Genomic DNA, 24091 nt, shown 5'->3' with positions numbered 1-24091 from the left:
TTTGAAAAAACTAAAACTAACCTTAAAGCTTCTTTTTGTCTTACTACCAATTGTTGCTTTAGCGCAAACAGCCACAATAAATGGTGTGATTTTAGATGAATTTAATCAACCCATAGATGCTGTAAATATTAAAAGTGGAGATTTAGGAACACAAACTAACAGTAACGGTTTTTTCTCTTTAAAAATTCCTGCTAACACAGATGTTACCGTCGTATTTTCTCATGTATCATTTAAAAATGTAGAAGCTACATTTAATTTGAAAAAAGGTGAGATTTTTGAATTTAATCCTGTAATGAAACAAGATGCTGTACAAATATCTACAGTTGTCTTAAATGGTAAAAAACGAAAAGATGTAGAAGGTATTGTAACAATAGCTCCAGATGCATTAATTAAAATTCCTGGTGCACAAGCTGGTGTAGAAAATCTTTTAAAAACCTTACCTGGCGTAAGTAGCAACAACGAGTTAAGCACACAATACTCGGTACGTGGTGGAAACTATGACGAAAACCTTATCTATGTTAATGGTATTGAGGTGTATCGTCCGTTTTTAATTAGATCTGGACAACAAGAAGGTTTAAGTTTTGTTAATTCTGATTTAGTTAGTAATATCGAGTTTTCTGCTGGTGGATTTCAAGCGAAATATGGCGATAAGTTGTCTTCAGTTTTAGATATTACTTATAAAAAGCCAACCGAATTTGGTATAGCAGCAAATTTAAGTCTTCTAGGTGGAAGTTTAGCGGTTGAAACTGCAAGTAATGACTCAAAATTTACAGGTATTGTAGGTTTAAGATACCGCGATAATAGTTTATTGGTAGATGCTCAAGAAACAGAAACTAACTTCAACCCAACTTTTGCAGACCTTCAAAGTTATTTTACTTATAGATTTACTGATAAATTTGAACTTAGTTTTTTAGGTAATGCATCATTAAATAAATACAACTACATACCACTTACGCGTCAAACCAACTTTGGTACATTAGACAACCCATTAGCATTAGTAGTAAGGTACGAAGGACAAGAAAAAGATCAATACCAAACACTATTTGGTGCTTTAAGCGCTAATTATAAAGTAAATAACGATCTAGATTTAAGTCTTGTTACCTCTACTTACCACACAACTGAAGAAGAGTATTTTGACATATTAGCACAATATGCTTTAGGTGAAGTAAACAGTAATATTGGTGACGATAATTTTGGTGAAGTCGAATTTGCTGAAGGTATTGGAAGCCAACTTAATCATGGTCGTAACGATTTAGATGCGTTAATTTCTACCATAGAAGCAAAAGGAACATATACTAAAAATGAAAACGAATTTAAGTTTTCAATTAAATATACAAATGAAGATATTAGAGACCGTTTAGTAGAATGGGAAGTCATAGATTCTGCAGGCTTTTCTATAAATCCACCAAGTTCTGATGCGTTTAACGAGCAACCATATGAGCCTTACCAAGGTCCTTTAGAAGCTTATCAAAATGTAAGAGCTACTAATAGTACAGTTATAAATCGTCTGCAAGCATATGTACAATGGAGTTTACGCAGTAAAATTGGCGAACATGATGTTTGGTACAATGCTGGTGTAAGAAGTCATAGTTGGACCGTAGATGATGCATTAACCAATCAGTCTGTTAGTCAATCTGTTTTTTCTCCTCGTGCGCAATTCGCCATAAAACCTAACTGGGACAAAGATATGCTGTTTAGAGTAAGTGGAGGATTATATTATCAACCACCTTTTTACAGAGAATTACGTGATCGATTTGGTGTAGTTAACACAGATGTTAAAGCGCAAAAATCTATACATTTAGTTGTTGGGAATGATTATAGCTTTAAAATTTGGGATAGACCTTTTAAATTAACTAGTGAAGCTTATTACAAAAAACTAACCGATGTAAATCCATACACATTAGAAAATGTTAGAATAAGATACAGAGCAAATAATAATGCAGAAGCTTATGCATACGGATTAGATTTACGTTTAAATGGAGAGTTTGTTCCTGGTACCGAAAGTTGGTTTAGTTTTGGTTACTTAAAAACCGAAGAAAACATTAATGATAGAGGCTACATACCTAGACCAACAGATCAACGACTAAAGTTTGCTGCGTTATTTCAAGATTATGTACCAAACATACCTAGCATGAAAATGTACTTAAATTTAGTATACAATACAGGTTTACCTGGTGGTTCACCAAGTTATGCAGATCCTTACGTATACCAAAACCGTTTACCAGACTACAAACGTGCAGATGTTGGATTACAATTTGTATTAGTTGATAAAGACAAACAATTTGATAGTGGTTGGAAAAAACCGTTTAAAGAATTGTCTTTTGGTTTTGAAATATTTAACGTTTTTAACGTGCAAAACTCTATAACCAACACATGGGTTAGAGATGTGTACAGTAAACGTCAATATGCTATCCCCAACTATTTAACACCAAGAGTGTTTAATGTAAGAACAACTATGAGGTTTTAGTTAATACTTAAATTTTCAGAAAAAATAATTAAGTTATCTGTCCCAGATCCTGTTAATCTCTGCACATGTACTTCTACGACATCGTTAGTGTTTAAAATGGTATTTTGATTAATCGCAACGTTTTGAATTTGCGCATCAGAATCTATATATACAATAGACCTTGATTCATTTAGAATAGTTGTTCCTCCAGAATTTCTCACAGCTATATAAAAAGCATAAAAGTTACCTGCAGCATTAATTACTCTTACTGATAATGTAGCATTAATTTGAAATTGCCTACTTTTTAAACCTTCATATTGTAATCCATTATTTCCTCCATTCGTAGTGAACCTAAATAAATTATTACTAGCAAAAGTACCGTTACCTTGAACTTCATCGGTACCTCCATCATTAACATTTTGAGAAAAACCACTAGTTACGGGTCCATCATAATAAAAATTACCAGCTGCAACTGCATCTTTTTCTACTGGTATTCCTGCACAATCAACATCCCAATCGGTATTAAAATTGTAATTAGTATAAGTTCCTGGTCCATTTATATAATTACCGCCTCCAAAAAAGTCTACAGTTCTTAATGTGCCTCCTCCTGTTAAAGATGTTATACCTAGCACATCTATTGCTGCTGTAGCACCTACAACTTCACTAAACCCACCTTGCTTAGCTATAACTTCAAAATTACCAACAAAGGTTTGATAAGTACCTGAATTACTCCCATCCCAACCTTCAGAATTAAGAAGTAATTGATTTATATTTGTAAAAACTATACCTGTAGTATTACCAACATATTGTACAATACTAAAAAAGACTAAATTAAATCCTGAAATACTACCAACAGAAGCAGAACTAACTATTACAGCATCTCTAAAAATTAAATTTTGGGTATTTGTTATTTCAGATAAATTAAAAACTGAACCTGCAGTAGCTTGTAAAGTTAAGTTTCTAACAGATCCACCAGTATCTCCTTCAAATATATTTCCTGTAGTCCTTAATAAAATATCATTATTAGTATCTTCTCCTGATACATAGGCGTTATTTAGCTCTATTGGATAAGACAGCGTTATAAGTCCATTAATTTCGTAATATGTGTTTGAGTCTAGAAGATAAGTTGTGCCACTACCAGCAACTAACTCAGCAGCTAAATCGGCTTCACTTTTAATTAATTTGTAATTATTACGTTGTGAGGAAGACAAAGGTTTCCAAGAAGAATTATCATAAAAATAGAATAATCCTAAATCTGTATCATAAACTAATAATCCATTAGCAGGACTAGCTATAGCGTTACGCTGTACTGTAGTCATTCTTGGTGCTAACATTCCTGATGTTGTAGATACAATATCTAACACAGATGATGGATCTGGAGATGATGTATTTATTCCAACCTGAGCATAATTAAAGAAAGAAGTTAATAGAAAAATAAAAAAAAGTAATTTTTTTCTCATAGCTGTAGATTTATAAAATTTAGGGGATACAAAATTACAAAACACTACTTTTTTTAAAGAAAAAAAAATGTCATATTATCCTTACAAACACCTATAAACACTAGTTTTTATCAATATTTTAACAAAATTACAAGAATATTAAATGGTATATGTAAGAAAAAACTTTAATTATTAATTTGTGGATTTTCTAATAATCAAACATTGAATAATCTGCTAATTAACGTTTGTTAACTTAGTAAAAATTTTATACGCTATATTTTATTTTTGATATATTGAATTGTAATAGCGTTAAAGACTTCTGGTTGTTCTACATTAACAACATGTCCACAATTTTCAACTATAAATAAAGATGAATGTGATTGATTTAAGACTAGGTTTCTAATCGAAGGTAAAAACAAATGATCTTCTTCACCCATTACATAAAGTGTTGGTGTTTTTGTGTCTTTGGCTCTAAAGAAACGCAACAATGGATTAATTTCTGAAGTTAACTTAAACCATCTAATAAATTCTTTTTGGCATAACTTTTTAGCCTCATTAACAAACAATAGCCTTGAAGATTTATGGTTTTTTCTTGGCATTATGATAAATGCAAAAAACTTGTATAAATATAGGTAAGGTACAACACTTTTAAAAAAATTACCTAGACGAATTAAAAACTGAGATCTCGTATTTAATTTCATTATAGCGCCACCCATAATCATGCTTTTTACTCTATGTGGATGCTTTTCGGCTAAATTTCTTATTAAAATGGTACCTAAAGAAATACCCACAAAATGAGATATTTTAATTTGCGCATGGTCTAAAACTTCTACAATATCATTTGTAATATTATCAAACGTATATTTAGAGTTAAATGTATCTTTTAACTTCGGTTTACTATTTCCATGACCTCTTAAATCTAAGATTAATACATTAAACTCTTTGCTAAAAGACCGTATTTGTTTAAACCAAATAGAGCTGCTTCCTCCTGCTCCGTGAACAAAAGTGACCCATTCCTTAGAGGATCCATGTATAAATGTAGAATAATGAAGCAATCTTTTTTAAATATATTAAAATAATTCTTTTAAGACATTAACCAGATAATCAACATCTTCTTTGGTGTTAAATTTACTAAAAGAGACACGTAATGATGCTTTTTTTAACGCTTCTTTAGCTAATATTTCTTCTAAAACGTGACTATTTTTTGTGCTTCCGCTTTGACATGCGCTACCACGCGAACAAGCTATTCCTTTTAAATCTAAATGAAACTGAACCATAGTTGCATCTTTAGAAATTTCTGGTAAGCGCAAATTTATTATAGTGTAAGCGCTATTTTCTAAAGTGTCGCTAAGCCCATTAAACTTTACCGAAGGAATTTCTTTTTTTAATTGTTTTAAACAATAGCTTTTAAGATTTGTTATATATGCTTTATCTACTTCAAGATTTTGATAAGCTATTTTAAAAGCTTTTTCTAATCCTGCTATATTATGCAAGGCTTCTGTACCAGCTCGTTGTCCTCGCTCCTGCTCGCCTCCAAAAATAATCGGATGTAATCCTGAGTTTTTTCTAATAAAAGCAAAACCAACACCTTTTGGTCCATGAAATTTATGCGCACTTACTGCCACAAAATCTACTTTTATGTCTTGTAAATCTAAATTGTAATGTCCTATAGATTGTACCGTATCACTATGGAATAATGCTTTATTTTCTTGACATAAATTAGCAACCTTTTTAATATCTAAAATATTACCAATTTCGTTATTAACATGCATTAGACTAACTAAAACATTGTCTTTGCTATTTAAAAACTCTACTAACTGATTGTAATTAATTTGCCCGTTTTCATCTAGATCTAAATAGATTATTTCTACATCATAATGTTCACTTAAATAAATAATTGTATTTAAAACAGCATGATGTTCGATTTTTGTAGTAATTATAGTTTTTACACCTAAATCTTTAACCGCACTTTGAAGTATTAAATTATCAGCTTCGGTACCACCAGAAGTAAAAATAATTTCAGAAGAAGACACATTTAATTGCTTTGCTATTGTTTTTCTTGCTTGTTCTACAATTGCTTTAGCATTACGACCATAATTATGCGTGGAAGATGGGTTACCAAAGGTGTTTGTTAAAACTTCTGTCATTGTATTGACAACTTCTGGTAAAATTGCAGTCGTAGCGGCATTATCTAGGTAAACAGATTTCATCTAAAATTCACTTTAATTATGTGCAAAAATACTTTAAATAAAATTAATTGTTAATGGTTACGTTATTAGTTTGGTAATTCTGTTATTTTTGTTTTTTAAAATTGAAATTATGCGCAAAATAGTTGCTTTATCTATACTTTGTTTATCTTTATTTAACTGTGATGATGGAGATATAATTACTAGCGAATTAGAGTTTGATGAAACTTTTGAAGCTTGTGGTGATTTAGTTATTTTTAAAACTAATACTAGCCAAAGCCTATCACTACAAATTACTAGTAGCGATTTTGTTATGAACGACTTAATTGAAGTTGTTGAACATCCTGACAATCCAAACAGACTACAATTAGCTAATACAGAATATACTCAAGCTGATGTTGGAGGAAACCGTACGTTTAGATACAGAAGTTACGCATCTTCTACAGATGGAATTTTTTGTTACGATGTACCACCTGATAACATACAAATAACCGAAGATTACTCTTCTAGTGGCGATTTCACATTTTTTGTTGCATTAGCCGAAGATGATAACGATGGTATCCCTGCTTATTTAGAAGATTTAAATGGAAATGGAGATTTAAATGACGACGATACAGATGGTGATGGTATACCAAACTATATGGATGTTGACGATGATGGAGATAATGTTTTAACTGTTAGTGAAGGTGTTACTTTTGAAGACGGAATGACCTTAGCAGACCTAGATGCAAATGCGTTAGACACAGACGAAGACGGTATACCTAATTACAGAGATAATGATGATGATGATGATGGTGTATTAACCATTAATGAAGAAAACGCAACGACACAAGACAATAACCCTACAAACGATATAACAGATCCTAACGCTGGTCCTGATTATTTAAATGACGAAGTCTCTGATACTTTACTAGCAACATCATACCGACAACATACGGTTTACGATACGTTTACAATTACTATGACAGCCTACAATATTGACTTTGGCTCTTTTCAATATCAAACCTATGATTTTGGGACTTTAACCCAAGCTACAGATGTAGATTTAAGTACTAGTAGAACATTACAACCAGAATTGTAATTAGCTGTTTTGATAAATATAAACTTCTGTTGCTCCTAGACCATATTTCTTATAGTCAGCATCGTAGTATTTAATATTATCATAACGACTAAAAAGAGTTTCTAACTCCATTTTTAAAACGCCTTCACCAACTCCGTGAATAAACACGACTTTTTGAATGCGTTTTTTTATAGCAAATTCTAATTGTCTCCTTGCAGTATCTAGTTGAAGGTTTAACTTATCATAGCTACTCATTCCTCGTTCGTTATCAATTAATTTGTGTAAGTGCAAGTCAACTTCAAGTTTTGGTTGATAACGTTGCTTAGGCTTTATTTTTTGTGTGTTGTTGTGTCGTTTCTTTTCAGTTTTTTCTTTTAAAATCTCATTAACACTAGCTAATTTAAAAGCATCTTGATTTATAGATTTTGAACCTATTTTAACTAATTCATTAGCTTTAAAATCAAGATCAAAACCTTCATTAGTTTCAATAGTAACCATGTTGCCATTAATAGCAACTATAGTACCAGAAAGTACATCATCTAAAACATCTACTTTATCGCCAATTTTTAGCATTACTATTCTTCTTCGTCTATTTTTTCAGATTTTATATAAGTTTCATTTTTCTTTCTACTTGGTATTGTTGCTTGTAGCTTATAGATACCAAACATTAAAATTACAATACCTATCACTAACAAAAATACGTTTTGTTTTTCCGTAGCATTTGCATAGAAAGAAATAGCGCCTCCAATAATTATAAAAAGATAATTTTTATTCATTTTAATATAACTTAAAACAAAAATAAAAGATTTAAGTAAAGAAACTACTATTAAAAGATGTTAATAAGAATAGTCAATTAATACATTAAACCTATAAAACTCGTATTTCGTCTAAAAATAGCTTTAATTGACCGACTAAAATGCTCAACCAGAGTTGTTTTTAGTAATTTTGTGTGTGCCAAATTTAAATTACTATGAAATTATTTTATTTAACTTTTTTATCATTTACATTCTGTCAATTGTCTTTAGCACAATTAACGGTTAGAAATGATGCTTTCATTTTTGCTTCAGATATCGAAGTTTATGTAGAAGATGATGTTAATCTTACAGAAGCAAACTCAACGTTCTATTTAAGAAACGAAGCACAATTATTACAAGGGTCTGGTAACACTGGTAACTCTGGTGTTGGTAAACTTAGTGTCTATCAAGAAGGTACTGTAAATCAATATGCCTACAATTATTGGGCTTCTCCTGTAGGAAATGTTGATGCAAACAGTACTGGTAACAGAGCGTTCACACCTAACAAAAACATTTACGACGTTGCGGATCTAACTAACAGTAATCTTGCTGGTTACAGTACAACAGGATATAACGGAACAAGTTCTCCTTTAAATATAGAAGATTATTGGATTTGGAAATATAATCCAGGTACTGATTATGCTGATTGGATTTTTGTTGGAGAATCTGGTACAGTAGATGCTGGTTATGGTTTTACTATGAAAGGAACAGATGCAGGTAACCAACAATACGATTTTAGAGGAAAACCTAACGAAGGTGAAATAAGTGTTGCTGTTCTTACTGGTCAAGAAACTTTAATTGGCAACCCTTACCCTTCTGCTTTAGATGCAGTAGCGTTTATACATGATCCTGCCAATACTGGTTTTTTAGATTCTGCCTCTTTATACTTTTGGGAGCAAGACCAATCTATTGCATCTCATAATTTGACATCTTATTCAGGTGGTTATGCATCGTTTACTATAAATGCTGCAGGAGATGTTAGGTCATTTACACCTGCCACATTTAAAACTTACAATGGAGATGGTACCGTAAATACAATTGGATCACCTTCTACATCAGGTAAAGAAGTATATAGATATATACCTATTGGACAAGGGTTTATGGTTAAAGGTAGCGCTAATGGTAATTTATTAATTTCTGATAGTCATCGTACTTATTACAGAGAATCTGGTGCTAACAGTGAATTTTTTAGAACAGCACAACAGAATGAGTCTGCTACTAATCAAAATGGTCAATCTACAACAAACGGATCTGATGTTTTACCTTCAGATTACAAACGTTTTAGATTAAATATAGATTTTAACGAAACCTATACACGCCAATTATTACAAAACTTCCATCATACTGCAACACCAAACGAGGATTATGGTTTAGAAAGTAATATGTACAGTACGTTAAACTCTGATGCGTATTGGACTCAAAACAGTAAAAAATTAGTAACTCAAGCTAATGCTTATGATTTAAATTTAGCTATTCCTGTAGTTTTAAATCTTAATAATCAACAGTTAATTAGGTTTAGAATATTTGATGTGCAAAATTTTGATAACAATCAACCTATTTACATACATGATAAAGTAAATGATACTTACGTAAACTTACAGTCTCAAAACTTTGAAATTAACTTACCTACTGGTAATTATACTGATAGATTTGAAGTTGTTTTTGTAGAAGCTAATACGTTATCTACAGATGAGTTTGCAGAGAACAACTTTAACGTGATTCAAAACAACAATACATCTGAATTAGTCGTTTTAAACCCTAAAAAACTAGATATAGAAAACATTAAATTATACGATGTTTCTGGTAAAATTATCTTTAACAAAATTATAAAAAACAACAACGAGCGTTTAAGCTATTCTACTAAAAACTTAAGTGACGGAGTATATTTAGTACAAACTACACTTTCTAACAGTAATACAACAACTAAAAAGGTTATTGTAGCTAATAAAAAGTAGATGTACATAAAATTTTATTTAAAAAGGCTTTTACAAATTGTAAAAGCCTTTTTTATTTTACTAAATTTAAATTTTAAATAGTAAAATGGAAGATTTAAATAACTACATGCTGCCTTGTATGAATAAGCAAGTCTTAGGATTTGAATGTCCTGGTTGTGGTATACAAAGATCTGTCACTTTAGTATCTCAAGGTAAATTGGTGGATGGATTTTTGATGTATCCTGCAATCTACACACTATCTCTTCTTGGTATAGTTATATTAGCATCTGTTTTCTATAAATTTAAATATTCAACAAAAATCATTTCTATATTAGCTATTATTAGTATTATTTTAATTTTAACTAACTTTATATATAATTTAATTAACCACACTTAAAATGAAAAAAAGACTCAACCCAACCTTAGTTTATGTACTTTCAATTGTCGGTTTATTATGCTGCTGTTTTGGCGGATTAGGTTTTATCCTATCTGGTTCAGGATTTTTAGTAGCTAATAACTCTTTAAAAAATGCACAGTTAAACCCTGAAAATTACGAAGCAGGTCCAAAAGAATACAATCAAATGAAAACTGCTAAAACGGTAGCTTTAATAATAACTATTATAAACGTTATCTATTTATTAGTTACAATTTACAGAATTTATACTGTTGGATGGGACGAGATACAAGAACAATTTAGACAAACAATGGAGCAGTATGAAGCACAACAAGCTGCTCAATAATTGACATATTCTTATAAAATAAAAAAGGCGACCAAATGGGTCGCCTTTTTTATGGAAATAAACCTTTTATTTTTCAAAAGCTTCTAAAGTTTTTGTAATGATAGATACACAATCTAATAATTGTTCTTTAGTCATTACTAATGGCGGCGCAAACCTAATTATGTTTCCATGTGTTGGTTTTGCTAGTAAGCCATTATCGCGTAATGCTAGACAAATATTCCAAGCGGTATCACTGTCTTCATCATCATTAATAACTATTGCGTTTAGTAAACCTTTTCCTCTTACTAAATTAACAATGTTACTAGTTTCTATGTATTTATTGATTTCTGCTCTAAATAATTCACCTAAATCAAAAGCTTTCTGTGCTAAGTCTTCTTCTTTTACAACTTCTAAAGCTGCTATAGCTACAGCTGCTGCAACTGGATTACCTCCAAAAGTACTTCCGTGGTTACCAGGTCTAATCACGTTCATCACATTATCATTTGCTAAAACAGCACTTACTGGATATGCGCCACCACTTAATGCTTTACCCAAGATTAAAACATCTGGTTTTACTTCTGGTGTACCAGAACAATTTTTATCCTCGCAATTACAGTTACCACAAGTTGCTAATAATCTTCCCGTACGAGCAATACCTGTTTGTACTTCATCTGCAATAAATAATACATTGTATTTTTCGCAAAGTGCTTTTGCTTTTGCTAAATAATCCTCACTTGGAACATACACACCTGCTTCACCCTGTATAGGTTCTACTAAAAATCCTGCTACGTTTTTATTGTTTTTTAAAGCATCTTCTAATTGCTCTAAATTATCGTAATCAATTTTGATAAATCCATTGGTATAAGGACCAAAATTTTTACGTGCTACGGGATCATTTGAAAATGAAATGATCGTTGTTGTACGTCCATGAAAGTTGTTTTTACAAACAATTATTTCAGCTTCATTTTCATCGATGTTTTTAACTTCGTAAGCCCATTTTCTACAGATTTTTAAAGCAGTTTCTACAGCTTCAGCTCCAGTATTCATTGGTAATAGCTTATCAAAACCAAAATACTCAGTCGCATATTTTTCATAACGACCTAACATGTCATTATAAAATGCTCTTGAGGTTAAGGTTAAGTTTTTTGCTTGCTCGGTCATTGCACCTACAATTTTTGGGTGACAATGTCCTTGGTTTACTGCAGAGTAAGCCGATAAAAAATCGTAATATTTCTTACCTTCTACATCCCAAACGTAAACACCTTCGCCTTTACTTAATACTACTGGTAATGGATGATAATTATGCGCTCCATACTTGTTTTCTAAATCCATCGCTTCTTGCGACGTTAATTGGTCTAAAACAGCCATTTTTATAAATTTTTAAAGTGAAAAAAATAACCATTCCTTATCTACCTTTATCCTTTCGAAAAGTCTCGAAAATTCAGCGTGGGAAAGAAATCATCCCTAGAGGTTGCAAAATAATAAATATTACCTGCCTTTAAAAACATTTTTTAAGTGGATTTAATGATAATATGATTTTTAGCTTAAAAAAGTTAAAAAATCATAATTCTAATTTCCAAAATCGAAATTGCTTTGCTTACTTTTGCAGCATGTCTAGAAGAGATCGAAATAAATTTGTAAAACGTGGTCAGCTTATCGATTTAGATATCGTAGACTATGCGTTTGGAGGTAAAGGAATTGCCCGTATAAGTAACGAATTAGGAAACTTTGTACTTTTTGTACCTAACACTTTACCTGGTCAAAAGGTTAAAGCGCGTGTGGTAAAATCTAAAAAGAAATATGCCGAATGTAAGTTGATTGATGTGCTGCAAAAATCTCCAGATGAAGTTCAATTAAACTATCACGAAATTTCTGGTGCGCCATACATTAATTTACCAATCGAAAAACAACACCAATACAAGTACACCAGTACAATGGATTTGTTTAAAAAAATTGGAAAAGTACCTGAAATTGAAGACTATTTTGATGAGTTTGTGGCGTCTCCTAACCTATTTCATTATCGTAATAAAATGGAATATAGCTTTTCTGCAATTGGATACGATCATAATAAAAACACAGACGTAGACGAGTTTACTCTTGGTTTTAAACGTCGTGGTACATGGTGGATAGGTGATAATCTTGATAAAGATAGCGGTCTTTTTGATAAAGAATTAGAAGACAACTTAATAAAAATTAAAGATTATTGCGAAGCTACACATTTAGCTCCTTGGCATGCTCCAAAGCGTGAAGGCTTTTTTAGATACTTAGTGGTTAGAAAATCTTATAAAACTAATCAACTATTATTTAATTTGGTTACCACTTCTGATGGATTAGATCAATTTGATTTAGATGTATTTGCTAAGTTTTTAGTATCACTATTTAATGATAGAGTTGCCGGACTTTTACATACTATAAATGATGAACAAGGCGATCGTACAATAGCAACATCAGGTAGTATTGCACTTATCCATGGTGAAGACAAAATAGTTGAAGAATTACTTGGCTTAAACTTTGAAATTAGCATGAAAAGCTTCTTTCAAACCAATCCAAAATCTGCCGAAAAATTATATCAAAAAGTAGTCGATTATGCTTTAGAAGATAAAGAAGCTATAGATAACTCTGTAGTTTTAGATCTATTTTGTGGTACTGGTACTATTGGTCAAATTATTGCTTCAAAAAGTAATAATACTAAAATAATTGGTGTAGATATTGTAGCTTCGGCAATAGAAGATGCTAAACTAAATGCTAAAAGAAATAATATTGAAGGTCTTGAGTTTTATGCTGAAGATGTTGGTAAATTTTTAAGCAAATATCCACAATACCAAAACAAAATACAGACAATAATATTAGATCCTGCTCGTTCTGGCATTGCACCAAAAACCTTAAATAAAATCATAAATTTAAATGCAAAACGCATGGTTTATGTATCTTGTAATCCTGCAACACAAGCAAGAGATACAGAAACCTTGATCAATGCAGGTTTTAAACTAAAAAAGATAAGTCTAGTCGACCAGTTTCCGCATACATCACACATAGAAACGGTTGTACTTTTTGAAAAATAAATTATGAAAAAATTATTAACGCTATTTTTGGTGTTACCGCTTTTAACCACTTGCGAACGTGACGATTTATGTCCAGAAAGCTCTCCTACAACACCAAATATGATTGTTGACTTTGTAGACAATAGCATTTTAGAAAATTCTAAAAATGTATTTAATTTAGTTGTTTTAGGTATTGAAGATCCAAGCGTGTTTCCTTTAGATACAAGTGTTCCAGAAGGATCAAATCTAAGAAGCGCCACAGGAGAAGATACTAACCAAGTATTTTTACCCTTAAGAACAACTAACGATCAAACTTACTTTATATTAATTAGTGATTTTGAAATAGATAACAATGGGACACCTGATGATTTATCTGACGATTTCTTTACAGGAAACCAAGATCTAGTCACAATTGACTATTCAAGAAGTGATGTTTATGTATCTAGAGCTTGTGGCTACAAAACAATTTTTGTTAATACAAATGTAACTATAGATCAAGGTACTGATGGTCAATGGATTTTTCAAACAATACCACAAAACGATAATTTAATAATTGAAGATGAAACAATTACACACTACACTTTTTCTCATTAGTCTTGTTTGTAGCGTTTGGTCTTCTAACGCTCAAGACACAATACAAATACCAACAGAAAATACAAACAAGCTAGAATACGGTTTGCGTATTGGTCTGGATGCAGGAAAATTAATAAGATCTGCTGTAGATGATGAGTATAAAGGATTTGAAATTGTTGGGGATTACCGATTAACAAAAAGCTGGTATCTAGCAGGAGAAATAGGTAATGAAGAAAAAACAACTACTAACGATTATCTAAGTGTAACTGCTTCCGGTAGTTATTTTAAAGCTGGTGCAGATTATAATATGTACGATAACTGGTACGGAATGAATAATATGATTTATGCTGGTTTTAGAGTTGGAGCTAGCACATTTAGCCAAACCAGAAATAATTACACAGTGTATAACACAAATCAATATTGGGGAGAACAAAACTCATCCAACGAAAGCTTAAAATTTAGTGGTTTATCTGCTATTTGGGTAGAACTTCAATTAGGTATTAAAGCCGAAGTATTAAACAATTTATACGTTGGTATTAACGGTCAATTAAAAAGTATGATTAGTCAAGATGAACCTGAAAACATGCAAAATTTATATGTACCAGGTTTTTATAAGACTTATGATTCTAATAGTATTGGTGTTGGATATGGGTATACTATTTCTTACATGATTCCTTTATTTAAAAAGGATAACACAAAGAAAAAGAAGACTAAAGAACTGCCTGAAAATACCGAAGAAGATTCTACTAATTAAACTTAGCTTTTTTGCTTCCTGCATAAATTTCATATTTAACTAATCTAGACTCTAGTTTTGCGTTAAATAATTTAATTTTTCTTGAAGGTCTTAAACCTACATATTTTAAAGCTTCTAAATTAGAAGTAATAAACCAAGCATCTGTATTTGGATAATTTTGTTTTAAGGTGTCTCCTATTTGCTTGTAAAACTGCTCCATTTGTATATCCAAACGCTCGCCATAAGGAGGATTAAAAACCATATGCAATTTTTGTGCTTCTCCTGGTCGTTGTGTTTTAAAGAAATCTTCATGCTTAATCGTTATAAACTCATCTAAATGTGCATTTTTAATATTTTCTTTAGCTTTATGCACTGCACTTGGTGACTTATCGTAACCAATAATTTTATAATGAAAATCTCTAGTTTTCTTTAATAAAGACTCTTCTATTTTTTCAAATAACTCTACATCCCAATCTTCCCAACGTTCAAAAGCAAATTCTTTTCGCATTAAATTTGGTGGAATATTACAAGCTATCATAGCTGCTTCGGCTAACATAGTACCACTACCACACATTGGATCCATAAAATCACTTTGTCCATCCCAACCAGATAACATAATTAAACCTGCTGCTAAAACTTCATTTATAGGCGCAATATTAGTTGCTAATTTATAACCACGTCTGTGTAAAGACTCACCAGAGCTATCTAAAGAAATTGTGCAAACAGATCGATCTATGTGCACATTAATTTTTAAATCAGGAAAACGTAAATCTACATTTGGTCTAACACCGCCATTATCTCTAAAACGGTCTACAATAGCATCTTTTGTTTTTAAAGCAATAAATTTTGAGTGTGTAAAATGTTTAGAATGTACTGTAGCATCTATTGCTAAACTACCTGTAGCTTTTAAGTATTTTTCCCACTTAATATTATACACTTGTTTGTATAAATCGTCTTCATTAGATACTCTAAACGTTTTTATTGGTTTTAAGATTTTTATAGCTGTACGTAAACCCAAGTTGGCTTTATACATAAAGCCTTTATCACCAACAAAAGATACTTTACGTACACCTGCTTTAACATCTTGTGCGCCAAGTTGTTTTAATTCTTTTACCAATAAATCTTCAAAACCAAATAAGGTTTTGGCTACCATGTTGAAATTTTCTTCCATTATAAACGTCTAATACTTTGCAAAAATAGAGTATTTTTGCCGGAAACATAACCTTTGTTGATAAATGGGTTAAGGATTGAGCAATTTGTTTGAGCTCCTTGAAAAGAGCGAGTTGCGAAAGCCTGATAAACTGTAGCTTAAGCGAAAGTTTAAACCCCAAAATTAATTTTATGACAAATAGTACTAAAAAATGGTATGCCTCTTGGTTTGACACTCCATTTTATCATATACTTTATAAAGACCGCGATTATGCCGAAGCGGAAACTTTTATGACCAATTTAACCAACTATCTAAATTTACCTGAACAAGCAAAGGTTTTAGATTTAGCTTGTGGTAAAGGCAGACATAGTATCTTTTTAAACACGCTTGGCTACAATGTTGTTGGTGCAGATTTATCTGAAAATAGTATTGCATTTGCCAAACAGTTTGAAAATGAAACTTTACATTTTGATGTACATAATATGTGTAAGCCTTATGGCGAAACTTTTGATACTGTGTTTAATCTATTTACAAGTTTTGGTTATTTTGAAAATGAAATTGATAACCTATCGACCATAAAAGCTATTAAAGCTAATTTAAACGAGTTTGGTTTTGGTGTTATTGATTTTATGAATAGCAACTACGTTATTGATAATTTGGTTAAAAAAAACACCAAAACTGTTGATGGTATTGATTTTTTACAAGAACGTCGTGTTGAAAACGGTTACATTATTAAAGATATTAGCTTTACTTTTGAAGATGAAGATTACCTCTTTCAAGAACGTGTAAAAGCCTTTACTCTTAATGATTTTGAAAAATTATTTGAAAAAGCTAGTGTATATTTATTAGACGTATTTGGAGATTATAAGCTAAATAAATTTGATGCTAAAAACTCTGAAAGATTAATCATGATTTTTAAATAATCTAAACACGACCGCTAAGTCTTCTTTATGTTAAATATTATATTACCCATATTAAGTGTTGTTTTAGGTTTTTTAATTGTACTAATTTTTAAACCTAAAAAATCGACTAACCTCAAGTTATTATTAGCTTTTAGTGGTGCTTTTTTATTATCTATTACCGTTTTTAACTTTTTACCAGAAGTATACCATCATAACCATGATAAGCCTATTGGTTTATTTATTATGGCAGGTATTTTGCTACAAATTGTTTTAGAGTTTTTCTCTAAAGGTGCAGAACACGGACATGTACACATCCATAAAGATAGAGTTAATTTTCCTTGGTTGTTATTTATTAGCTTAAGTATGCATAGCGTTTTAGAAGGTATACCTATCCATGCGCACGAGCAATTATTATACGGTGTTATTATTCATAAATTACCCGTTGCTATCATTTTAAGTTCGTTTTTTATTAGCTCTAAAATAAGTAATCCAAAAATCTTTTTGTTTTTAGGTTTGTTTGCTATTATGACGCCATTAGGTACATTTTTATCAGAAAATTTTGAGTTTTTCACCACTTATTTTTATGAAATTTCAGCTTTAGTTATTGGTATCTTTTTACACATTAGTACCACAATTTTATTTGAAAGTAATGAAGGACATAAATTTAATATCGTTAAATTAAGTACCATTGTTTTAGCAATTATTATTGCTTATTTTGTCTAAAAATCAAGTATAACTATGTTTTCTAAAGAAGAATCAAGGCAATTAAAACAAGAATTTTGGACCAGTTTTGGTAAATCTTTTCCTAGAAAATGGATTTTATACAACACCAAACTTAAAGGTGTTAGCTTTAAATTTCATTTTGATAACAAAAAAGCTTTAGTTGCATTAGATCTTGAAGATAGCTTAGAACATCGTATTAAATATTGGGAAAAACTGGTAGCACTTCAATCTATTTTAAAAGATGAATTTTTACCTGAAGCCATATATGAAGAAGAGTTTTTTTTAGAAAACGGAAAAGAAATCTCTCGTGTCTATGTCCCTTTAGGGCATAAAGTATCTATACATAACAAAAACACATGGCAGGAAGTTATGGTGTTTTTTAATGACATTATGAGTCGTTTTGAAGCCTTCTTTTTAGAGTATAAGGATATTATTGAAGGGTAATTTTAATCAATAACCTAATATTAAGAAAAGTTTAATAAGCGGCACAAAACCTTATTATTACTTTTACGATATGAAAATAAGCGCAACTAATAAAATAATATCATGGTTATCTGTAGTTAGCCTTGCTTTTTTATTATTAGTATCGCCGTGTAAGGTTCGTAATTTTTTTCAAGCAGAACTTGGTTTACCACAAACTGAAGTTTCTAACAAAAACAAATCTACTTTTAGCAGTTACAGTTGTGACAACTTAGTGGTTAACGTTATAAAACTTTCAACATCTAAAAGTAATTCGAAACAGATAGCAATATTTCCTGATGTATTAAACTATAACTTCGCATTAGTTGAAAATATAACTGTAGACACAAAACTGCAAGCAGCTCAAACTACCTCTACTGCTCCGCTTCCTCTTTATATTTTATACCAAAATTTTAAAGATTATCTGTAATTGTTTATGACACAAAACACGTTAAATCGTGAATCATAAATAATAACTTACTGATAATAAAAATGAATAAAATAAATTTAAAAAATGATGCTGGGCTAATGGCTTTAGCATTACGACTTGTTGTAGGTTGGACCTACTTTTCTGCATTTTGGAGACGAACTGTATTAGCCGAAAAACTGGATCCAGAATTAGCTGGATATATTGGTGTAAAATTTAATCACTTTTTACCACATGCGTTGGGCATAAAACCTATTATTAAATATCTAGTTGAAAATCCAGATGCACTATGGATAAATATGGTTGTATTTACCATAATTGAAGGTATTGTTGGATTATTTATCATGTTTGGTCTATTTACAAGATTGATGAGTATTGGTGTCTTTAGTTTAGCTTTAGGTATTCTTTTAGCATCAGGTTGGATTGGTACAACATGTTTAGACGAATGGCAAATAGGTATTTTAGGTATTGCTACAGGTTTTGTTCTATTTCTAACTGGCGGTGGTAAATATGCATTAGACAATTATTTATTAAATAAGAATATATCTTTTACTAAAAAGAAATGGTTTAATTGGCTAGGGTCTGGTAACATTCCTATTAAAAATAATAACTTCTCTAAAGTTGTTTTAATTGGATCTATATTTATTTTTGGTTTAACATTAGCTACAAATCAAATCTTTCATGGTGGATTATGGGGAACACTTCATAATAAATCTATAAAACCTAAAGTTGAAATTACAGAAGGATTATTTAACCATAATACAATTAGTTTTGATGTATTTAGAACTGAAGGTGTTGATGTTTATGGTGCTTGGATTATTAAGTTAGAACTATTAGATAATCAAAACCAAAAAATATATCAACTAGACCAAAATGCCTTATCACAACTAAATGATAAAAACATTTCTAATTACTACATAGCCAAAGTCAAACCTGGCAAACATAGCCTTATCCTACCGTTAGGCGCCAAAGCTAAATTGACTTTTAAAGATGATATTTTTACTAAACTTCCTAAAGGAAACTACACTATCAAACTAACAGATATTAGCGGTGCTTTCTGGGAATATTCTATAAAAAACAAATAGTATCATTATAATGAAAACAACGGTTTACATATTGTAAATCGTTGTTTTTAAACCACAAAAAACAATACCATAAAGAAGTGACAAATAGCACCAGCCAACACAAAAAGGTGCCATATTACATGATTATAAGGTATTTTTTCTATCGCATAAAAAACAATACCAACGGTATAAGCTAATCCGCCAGCCATTAATAATACTATTCCGTTTGCAGGCATCAGACTATTTAAAGTTGAAAAATCAAATACAATAAGCCAACCCATAACTAAATATAAAATGGTTGAAAAGGCTTCGAATTTACCTGTGAAAAATAATTTTAAAATCACACCAAATCCAGCAATAGCCCATACAATATAAAATAGCAACCAACCTTTACTCTGCTCTAATGTAATAAGTAAAACTGGTGTGTAAGTTCCTGCTATTAATAGATAAATACTAATGTGATCAACTATCCTGAAGTAGTGTTTCTTTTTCTCGTCTGTAAAACTATGGTACATTGTAGACGCTGTAAACAATATAATTATTGAAATACCATAAACAACAACACTAAATAAACTAAACTCTGTTTTTTTAGTTTCAAAAATGATCAATAAAACTAATGCTACAATACCAAAAACAGCACCAATTGCATGTGTTAAAGCGTTAAGTTTTTCTTCAAAAGGTGTTTGTTTCCTCATTAATTTTCTGTTGATGCTGGTTTTTTATCTGCCCATTTATCGCTTAGTTCAAAATAATCAAACTCTACAGATGGTGCACGTAGTTCTAATAAGCCTTGTTGTTTAGCTCTTATTAAAATATCTTCTATATAAAAATCTTCTTTAACATCTATTGGATCAAATTCGCGTTTTAAAGAGATGTCAAACATACTTGCTGTGGTATTAAACCAAAATGCTCTCCAACCACTACGTAATTCTTTAATTAAGTCAAATGTAGTTTGACCCGTTTGTCGGTGTATTAATTTGACTAAAATTTGACCTTCGGTACGCGTTAATTTTTTTAGCTCTTCAGAAAATTCTTCTTCTATATATTTTTGTACTTTTCTTGCATAACGACGTTTTTGACCCTTTTTATCTAGTGTTTGTAAACGCGCTGTTAAGGTTTCTAATCGTTCTGCAGCCAATTTTGCGTAAGGGTAAACTTTAAGTGTTTTTCGTTTTAAAATATAGTACTTATATTTTTCTTCTTTACTGTTAAAATGCAGACTAGGTAGTAAAAGTATTTCATCTAAATAAATAGATTTTTGCGGTATAGAGTCGCCTTTTATAATTATAAATTCAACATCTGTAGTATCGTTAACTATCTCCTCTTCTTCTTGTGCAAAAAGACAAAAAGGAAATATAAGAATTAAAAAAAGCAATTTTTTCATAGTAACAATACTGCTAAAACCATTCCAAATTTAGATGTTAATACAAAATTAATAATTAACACTTCACTAACTATTAAATAACTGTGAATATTGTTATTTTAGACAAAAATTAAATTAAAAATGGCAAAAAAATCGATACTTAATAAAAAGTCGATGGACTTTTTAGAAAAATATTTAAATAATGCTGCGCCTACAGGTTACGAATGGGACGGACAAAAGTTATGGATGGATTATCTAAAACCTTATGTAGATGAATTTATCACGGATACTTACGGTACTGCAGTTGGTGTTATTAATCCAGACGCTAAATACAAAGTAGTTATAGAAGGTCATGCAGACGAAATCTCTTGGTATGTTAATTATATTTCTGATAACGGATTAATTTACGTGATTAGAAACGGTGGTAGCGACCATCAAATAGCACCAAGTAAAATTGTTAATATCCATACCAAAAACGGTATCGTAAAAGGTGTATTTGGTTGGCCTGCAATACATACACGTGACAAATCTAAAGAAGAAGCGCCAAAACCTGACAACATTACTATAGATATAGGTGCAAAAGACAAAGAAGAAGTCTTAAAAATGGGAGTACACGTGGGTTGTGTAATTACTTATCCAGACGAGTTTCATATTTTAAATGGTGATAAATTTGTATGTCGTGCTTTAGATAACCGTATGGGTGGATTTATGATTGCAGAAGTAGCGCGTTTACTTAAAGAAAACAAGAAAGAATTACCATTTGGTTTATACATTACTAACTCAGTGCAAGAAGAAATTGGACTTCGTGGTGCACAAATGATTACAGAAACCATTAAACCAAATGTCGCTATCGTTACAGATGTTACGCACGATACAACAACACCAATGATAGATCGTAAAAAAGAAGGTCATTTAGAAATTGGACTTGGTCCTGTTGTGGCTTATGCACCAGCAGTACAACAAAAATTACGAGATTTAATTACAGATACTGCCGAAGCTAAAAAAATCCCATTCCAACGTAGTGCCTTAAGTAGAGCTACTGGTACAGATACCGATGCTTTTGCTTATAGTAATGGTGGCGTTGCTTCAGCATTAATTTCTTTACCACTTCGTTACATGCATACTACTGTAGAAATGGTACATAAAGATGATGTAGAAAACGTAATCAAGTTAATTTACGAAACGTTACTTAAAATTGAAGACGGAGAAACATTTAGTTACTTTAAATAATAAATTCCCACGAAAGTGGGAATCTTTTTTTAATGGAAGAATACATAGACATAGTCACCAAATCAGGTAAACCAACAGGTAAATCTGCTACAAAAACCGAAATACATACAAAAGGTTGGTATCATAATACCGTACACATTTGGTTTTATACTTCTAAAGGAGAAATTTTACTACAGCAACGTGCTGCTAGTAAAGCTATTTGTCCGTTACTTTGGGATGTTAGTGTTGCCGGACATATTGATGCAGGTGAAACTATTGAAAGCGGAGCCATTAGAGAAATTAAAGAAGAAATTGGGCTTAAAATACAAGAAGATTATTTAGAAAAAATTGGTGTATTTCCTTGTTTTCAAACCTATCCAAACGGGATAATTGACAACGAATTTCATCATACATTTATAGCAAAATTAAACGTTGATTTATCTGATTTAACGCCTCAAAAAGAAGAAGTTGAAGCTTTAAAATTGGTAAGCATTTCTAAATTTAAAGACTTATTAGATAATAGCGATAAAAACGGACATTTTGTATCTAGTAATTATGAGTATTACATTAAAGTTTTAGAAGCTATAACCAAAAAAATAAATTAAATGACTGTTATCCAACTTATCATTATGGCACTAGCACCAATTGCAACTATAGTGGCATATATTTATTTTAAAGATAAATATGAAAAAGAACCAACTAGATTACTGATAATTTCATTTTTACTAGGCGCTATTGTAAGTGTAATCATTACCACAATATTTTACATATTTTTCAATAGCTTCTTACCTTTAGAAGATAAATTAAGTGTTTGGGAGCAGTTTAAACAAGCCTTTTTTGTTGTTGGCTTCTCCGAAGAGTTAAGTAAATACTTAATTGTATTGTTATTTGCTCAGCGTCATAAAGAATTTAACGAGCCTTTTGATGGCATAGTCTACGCCGTTATGGTTTCTATGGGATTTGCTGCAACCGAAAACATAATGTATGTACTGCAACACGGTGCTAGCACTGCACTATTAAGGGCATTTACAGCTGTACCTGCTCATGCTACATTTGGTATTTTAATGGGATATTTTATGGGTATGGCAAAATTTAAACCTAATAAGCTTTTTCTAAACCTTTGTGGTTTGTTGTTAGCTATTGTTTTTCATGGTGCTTACGATTTCTTTTTATTTATAAATTTTATACCTGGTATTTGGGTTGGAGCATTTGTATCTCTAGCCTTAGGTCTATTCTTGTCTAGAAAAGCTATAAAACGTCACCAAAAAGGATCTTTTTTTAAAAACTAACAACTATGTCTTTTTAGCAAATAATACTTTATAACTTGGGATAAAAAATGTATTTATCAGTATCTTTACAAGTAATTAAATACAAATAAAACAATGAATATATCCTACAAAGTTAAAGTCAATGACAACTCCGAATTTGAGGTAACTTCCCAAGATATTTCAGCATTAGATAGCGTTAAGGTTAGCAATCAATCTTACCATATCCTTGACAACAACACATCTTATAAAGCTGAAATTTTAGCATCTAACTTCAATAAAAAATCCTATACCGTTAACATCAACAATAATAATTACACGGTAAATATCGAAAACGATTTAGATCAACTAATAAAATCTTTAGGATTTGAAATTGGTGCTTCTAAAAAAGTAAACGAAATTAAAGCGCCAATGCCTGGTCTTATTTTAGACGTCATGGTAAAACCTGGTGACGAAGTTTCAGTAGACACACCACTTTTAATCCTTGAAGCTATGAAAATGGAAAATAGTATCCTATCGCCTCGTGAAGGTATTATAAAATCTGTATCTGGCGGAAAAGGTACTACAGTAGATAAAGGCGAATTATTAATTGAATTTGAATAAA

At 31.0% G+C, this 24091-nt stretch carries 26 protein-coding genes; 17 read left to right on the top strand and 9 right to left on the bottom strand.

All coding sequences use genetic code 11. The annotated features are described in order from the left end of the window. Window position 1 precedes the first annotated feature (1 nt). Entirely contained in the window at window positions 2-2467 is a 2466-nt protein-coding gene (locus H574_RS0107225) for a TonB-dependent receptor (protein ID WP_027879934.1), read from the top strand. On the opposite strand, the gene H574_RS0107220 is transcribed toward H574_RS0107225, so the two are convergent. The 3 genes from H574_RS0107220 to H574_RS0107210 form a co-directional block, all read right to left on the bottom strand. Then, a complete protein-coding gene (locus tag H574_RS0107220; RefSeq protein WP_027879933.1) occupies window positions 2464-3906 on the bottom strand; it encodes a hypothetical protein in 1443 nt (480 codons plus the stop codon). The genes H574_RS0107225 and H574_RS0107220 overlap by 4 nt on opposite strands. A gap of 251 nt (window positions 3907-4157) precedes the next feature. Further along, a complete protein-coding gene (locus tag H574_RS0107215; RefSeq protein ID WP_027879932.1) occupies window positions 4158-4940 on the bottom strand; it encodes an alpha/beta fold hydrolase in 783 nt (260 codons plus the stop codon). Between the two features lie 15 nt (window positions 4941-4955). Further along, the gene (locus H574_RS0107210; protein ID WP_027879931.1) at window positions 4956-6095 is read right to left on the bottom strand and encodes a cysteine desulfurase family protein; all 1140 of its coding nucleotides are present in this window, start codon (window positions 6093-6095) and stop codon (window positions 4956-4958) included. Window positions 6096-6204: 109 nt separating this feature from the next. Between H574_RS0107210 and H574_RS0107205 the strand changes: the two genes are divergently transcribed. After that, on the top strand, window positions 6205-7152 hold the full coding sequence (locus tag H574_RS0107205) for a hypothetical protein (protein ID WP_027879930.1): 948 nt from the start codon (window positions 6205-6207) through the stop codon (window positions 7150-7152). On the opposite strand, the gene H574_RS0107200 is transcribed toward H574_RS0107205, so the two are convergent. Beyond that, a complete protein-coding gene (locus H574_RS0107200) occupies window positions 7153-7704 on the bottom strand; it encodes a Smr/MutS family protein (protein ID WP_036227257.1) in 552 nt (183 codons plus the stop codon). It lies immediately after the preceding gene. Between the two features lie 2 nt (window positions 7705-7706). Then, the gene (locus tag H574_RS0107195) at window positions 7707-7907 is read right to left on the bottom strand and encodes a hypothetical protein (protein ID WP_027879928.1); all 201 of its coding nucleotides are present in this window, start codon (window positions 7905-7907) and stop codon (window positions 7707-7709) included. Window positions 7908-8101: 194 nt separating this feature from the next. On the opposite strand from H574_RS0107195, the gene H574_RS0107190 reads away from it, so the two are divergent. The 3 genes from H574_RS0107190 to H574_RS0107180 all read left to right on the top strand — a co-directional run bounded on the left by H574_RS0107190 (window position 8102) and on the right by H574_RS0107180 (window position 10599). Then, entirely contained in the window at window positions 8102-9880 is a 1779-nt protein-coding gene (locus H574_RS0107190; RefSeq protein WP_027879927.1) for a T9SS type A sorting domain-containing protein, read from the top strand. 118 nt (window positions 9881-9998) lie between these two features. Then, complete coding sequence (locus H574_RS0107185; protein WP_240471261.1) at window positions 9999-10256, top strand: DUF2752 domain-containing protein; 258 nt, start codon at window positions 9999-10001, stop codon at window positions 10254-10256. 1 nt (window position 10257) lies between these two features. Continuing rightward, window positions 10258-10599, top strand: coding sequence for a CCC motif membrane protein (locus H574_RS0107180; RefSeq protein WP_027879925.1), 342 nt, complete (start codon window positions 10258-10260; stop codon window positions 10597-10599). Between the two features lie 66 nt (window positions 10600-10665). On the opposite strand, the gene rocD is transcribed toward H574_RS0107180, so the two are convergent. After that, on the bottom strand, window positions 10666-11946 hold the full coding sequence (rocD, locus tag H574_RS0107175; protein WP_027879924.1) for an ornithine--oxo-acid transaminase: 1281 nt from the start codon (window positions 11944-11946) through the stop codon (window positions 10666-10668). A 242-nt stretch (window positions 11947-12188) separates the two neighbouring features. On the opposite strand from rocD, the gene rlmD reads away from it, so the two are divergent. Genes rlmD through H574_RS0107160 form a run of 3 tightly spaced genes read left to right on the top strand, consistent with a single transcriptional unit; the run spans window position 12189 to window position 14946 of the window. Further along, complete coding sequence (gene rlmD / locus H574_RS0107170) at window positions 12189-13640, top strand: 23S rRNA (uracil(1939)-C(5))-methyltransferase RlmD (RefSeq protein WP_027879923.1); 1452 nt, start codon at window positions 12189-12191, stop codon at window positions 13638-13640. 3 nt (window positions 13641-13643) lie between these two features. Next, entirely contained in the window at window positions 13644-14213 is a 570-nt protein-coding gene (locus tag H574_RS0107165) for a DUF6452 family protein (RefSeq protein WP_027879922.1), read from the top strand. Then, window positions 14179-14946 carry a DUF6048 family protein gene (locus tag H574_RS0107160; RefSeq protein WP_027879921.1) on the top strand — a complete coding sequence of 256 codons (768 nt, stop codon included), beginning with the start codon at window positions 14179-14181 and terminating at the stop codon, window positions 14944-14946. Before H574_RS0107165 ends, H574_RS0107160 begins: the two co-directional genes overlap by 35 nt. Here the strand turns inward: H574_RS0107160 and H574_RS0107155 are convergent. After that, a complete protein-coding gene (locus tag H574_RS0107155) occupies window positions 14939-16096 on the bottom strand; it encodes a THUMP domain-containing class I SAM-dependent RNA methyltransferase (protein ID WP_027879920.1) in 1158 nt (385 codons plus the stop codon). The genes H574_RS0107160 and H574_RS0107155 overlap by 8 nt on opposite strands. A gap of 170 nt (window positions 16097-16266) precedes the next feature. On the opposite strand from H574_RS0107155, the gene H574_RS0107150 reads away from it, so the two are divergent. From H574_RS0107150 to H574_RS0107130, 5 genes are all read left to right on the top strand, one after another. After that, on the top strand, window positions 16267-16998 hold the full coding sequence (locus H574_RS0107150) for a class I SAM-dependent methyltransferase (RefSeq protein ID WP_027879919.1): 732 nt from the start codon (window positions 16267-16269) through the stop codon (window positions 16996-16998). Between the two features lie 27 nt (window positions 16999-17025). Beyond that, a complete protein-coding gene (locus H574_RS0107145; RefSeq protein ID WP_027879918.1) occupies window positions 17026-17700 on the top strand; it encodes a ZIP family metal transporter in 675 nt (224 codons plus the stop codon). A gap of 15 nt (window positions 17701-17715) precedes the next feature. Then, on the top strand, window positions 17716-18144 hold the full coding sequence (locus H574_RS0107140; protein WP_027879917.1) for a DUF4268 domain-containing protein: 429 nt from the start codon (window positions 17716-17718) through the stop codon (window positions 18142-18144). Window positions 18145-18214: 70 nt separating this feature from the next. Further along, window positions 18215-18589 (top strand): hypothetical protein, encoded by a 375-nt coding sequence (locus tag H574_RS0107135; RefSeq protein WP_027879916.1) that lies wholly within the window; start codon window positions 18215-18217, stop codon window positions 18587-18589. Between the two features lie 62 nt (window positions 18590-18651). Continuing rightward, complete coding sequence (locus tag H574_RS0107130; protein WP_027879915.1) at window positions 18652-19671, top strand: TQO small subunit DoxD; 1020 nt, start codon at window positions 18652-18654, stop codon at window positions 19669-19671. Window positions 19672-19718: 47 nt separating this feature from the next. Here H574_RS0107130 and trhA read toward each other — a convergent pair whose 3' ends face one another. After that, a complete protein-coding gene (trhA, locus tag H574_RS0107125) occupies window positions 19719-20345 on the bottom strand; it encodes a PAQR family membrane homeostasis protein TrhA (RefSeq protein ID WP_027879914.1) in 627 nt (208 codons plus the stop codon). After that, on the bottom strand, window positions 20345-21034 hold the full coding sequence (locus H574_RS0107120; RefSeq protein ID WP_027879913.1) for a DUF4294 domain-containing protein: 690 nt from the start codon (window positions 21032-21034) through the stop codon (window positions 20345-20347). The genes trhA and H574_RS0107120 overlap by 1 nt, the downstream gene beginning before the upstream one ends. A gap of 120 nt (window positions 21035-21154) precedes the next feature. Here H574_RS0107120 and H574_RS0107115 point away from each other — a divergent pair, with 120 nt between their 5' ends. The 4 genes from H574_RS0107115 (at window position 21155) to H574_RS0107100 (ending at window position 24090) form a co-directional block, all read left to right on the top strand. Next, on the top strand, window positions 21155-22243 hold the full coding sequence (locus H574_RS0107115; protein ID WP_027879912.1) for a M42 family metallopeptidase: 1089 nt from the start codon (window positions 21155-21157) through the stop codon (window positions 22241-22243). Window positions 22244-22275: 32 nt separating this feature from the next. Next, the gene (locus tag H574_RS0107110; protein ID WP_027879911.1) at window positions 22276-22827 is read left to right on the top strand and encodes an NUDIX hydrolase; all 552 of its coding nucleotides are present in this window, start codon (window positions 22276-22278) and stop codon (window positions 22825-22827) included. Then, entirely contained in the window at window positions 22828-23511 is a 684-nt protein-coding gene (locus H574_RS0107105; RefSeq protein ID WP_338101000.1) for a PrsW family intramembrane metalloprotease, read from the top strand. 93 nt (window positions 23512-23604) lie between these two features. Further along, a complete protein-coding gene (locus tag H574_RS0107100; RefSeq protein ID WP_027879909.1) occupies window positions 23605-24090 on the top strand; it encodes an acyl-CoA carboxylase biotin carboxyl carrier protein subunit in 486 nt (161 codons plus the stop codon). Window position 24091 lies beyond the last annotated feature (1 nt).

It is taken from the genome of Mesoflavibacter zeaxanthinifaciens DSM 18436, assembly GCF_000422365.1.
In the GTDB taxonomy this organism is placed as follows: Bacteria; Bacteroidota; Bacteroidia; order Flavobacteriales; family Flavobacteriaceae; genus Mesoflavibacter; species Mesoflavibacter zeaxanthinifaciens.
Note: the sequence above shows the minus strand (reverse complement) of the source record. Positions and strands in the feature narration are given on the sequence as shown.

Coding starts and splice junctions, on each gene's coding strand:
- H574_RS0107190 (WP_027879927.1), top strand. CDS start 8,102: ATGAAATTATTTTATTTAACTTTTTTATCATTTACATTCTGTCAATTG.
- H574_RS0107145 (WP_027879918.1), top strand. CDS start 17,026: ATGTTAAATATTATATTACCCATATTAAGTGTTGTTTTAGGTTTTTTA.
- H574_RS0107130 (WP_027879915.1), top strand. CDS start 18,652: ATGAATAAAATAAATTTAAAAAATGATGCTGGGCTAATGGCTTTAGCA.
- H574_RS0107205 (WP_027879930.1), top strand. CDS start 6,205: ATGCGCAAAATAGTTGCTTTATCTATACTTTGTTTATCTTTATTTAAC.
- H574_RS0107100 (WP_027879909.1), top strand. CDS start 23,605: ATGAATATATCCTACAAAGTTAAAGTCAATGACAACTCCGAATTTGAG.
- H574_RS0107165 (WP_027879922.1), top strand. CDS start 13,644: ATGAAAAAATTATTAACGCTATTTTTGGTGTTACCGCTTTTAACCACT.
- H574_RS0107180 (WP_027879925.1), top strand. CDS start 10,258: ATGAAAAAAAGACTCAACCCAACCTTAGTTTATGTACTTTCAATTGTC.
- H574_RS0107120 (WP_027879913.1), bottom strand. CDS start 21,034: ATGAAAAAATTGCTTTTTTTAATTCTTATATTTCCTTTTTGTCTTTTT.
- H574_RS0107200 (WP_036227257.1), bottom strand. CDS start 7,704: ATGCTAAAAATTGGCGATAAAGTAGATGTTTTAGATGATGTACTTTCT.
- H574_RS0107140 (WP_027879917.1), top strand. CDS start 17,716: ATGTTTTCTAAAGAAGAATCAAGGCAATTAAAACAAGAATTTTGGACC.
- H574_RS0107210 (WP_027879931.1), bottom strand. CDS start 6,095: ATGAAATCTGTTTACCTAGATAATGCCGCTACGACTGCAATTTTACCA.
- H574_RS0107115 (WP_027879912.1), top strand. CDS start 21,155: ATGGCAAAAAAATCGATACTTAATAAAAAGTCGATGGACTTTTTAGAA.
- trhA (WP_027879914.1), bottom strand. CDS start 20,345: ATGAGGAAACAAACACCTTTTGAAGAAAAACTTAACGCTTTAACACAT.
- H574_RS0107135 (WP_027879916.1), top strand. CDS start 18,215: ATGAAAATAAGCGCAACTAATAAAATAATATCATGGTTATCTGTAGTT.
- H574_RS0107160 (WP_027879921.1), top strand. CDS start 14,179: ATGAAACAATTACACACTACACTTTTTCTCATTAGTCTTGTTTGTAGC.
- rlmD (WP_027879923.1), top strand. CDS start 12,189: ATGTCTAGAAGAGATCGAAATAAATTTGTAAAACGTGGTCAGCTTATC.
- H574_RS0107185 (WP_240471261.1), top strand. CDS start 9,999: ATGAATAAGCAAGTCTTAGGATTTGAATGTCCTGGTTGTGGTATACAA.
- H574_RS0107155 (WP_027879920.1), bottom strand. CDS start 16,096: ATGGAAGAAAATTTCAACATGGTAGCCAAAACCTTATTTGGTTTTGAA.
- rocD (WP_027879924.1), bottom strand. CDS start 11,946: ATGGCTGTTTTAGACCAATTAACGTCGCAAGAAGCGATGGATTTAGAA.
- H574_RS0107105 (WP_338101000.1), top strand. CDS start 22,828: ATGACTGTTATCCAACTTATCATTATGGCACTAGCACCAATTGCAACT.
- H574_RS0107195 (WP_027879928.1), bottom strand. CDS start 7,907: ATGAATAAAAATTATCTTTTTATAATTATTGGAGGCGCTATTTCTTTC.
- H574_RS0107110 (WP_027879911.1), top strand. CDS start 22,276: ATGGAAGAATACATAGACATAGTCACCAAATCAGGTAAACCAACAGGT.
- H574_RS0107220 (WP_027879933.1), bottom strand. CDS start 3,906: ATGAGAAAAAAATTACTTTTTTTTATTTTTCTATTAACTTCTTTCTTT.
- H574_RS0107150 (WP_027879919.1), top strand. CDS start 16,267: ATGACAAATAGTACTAAAAAATGGTATGCCTCTTGGTTTGACACTCCA.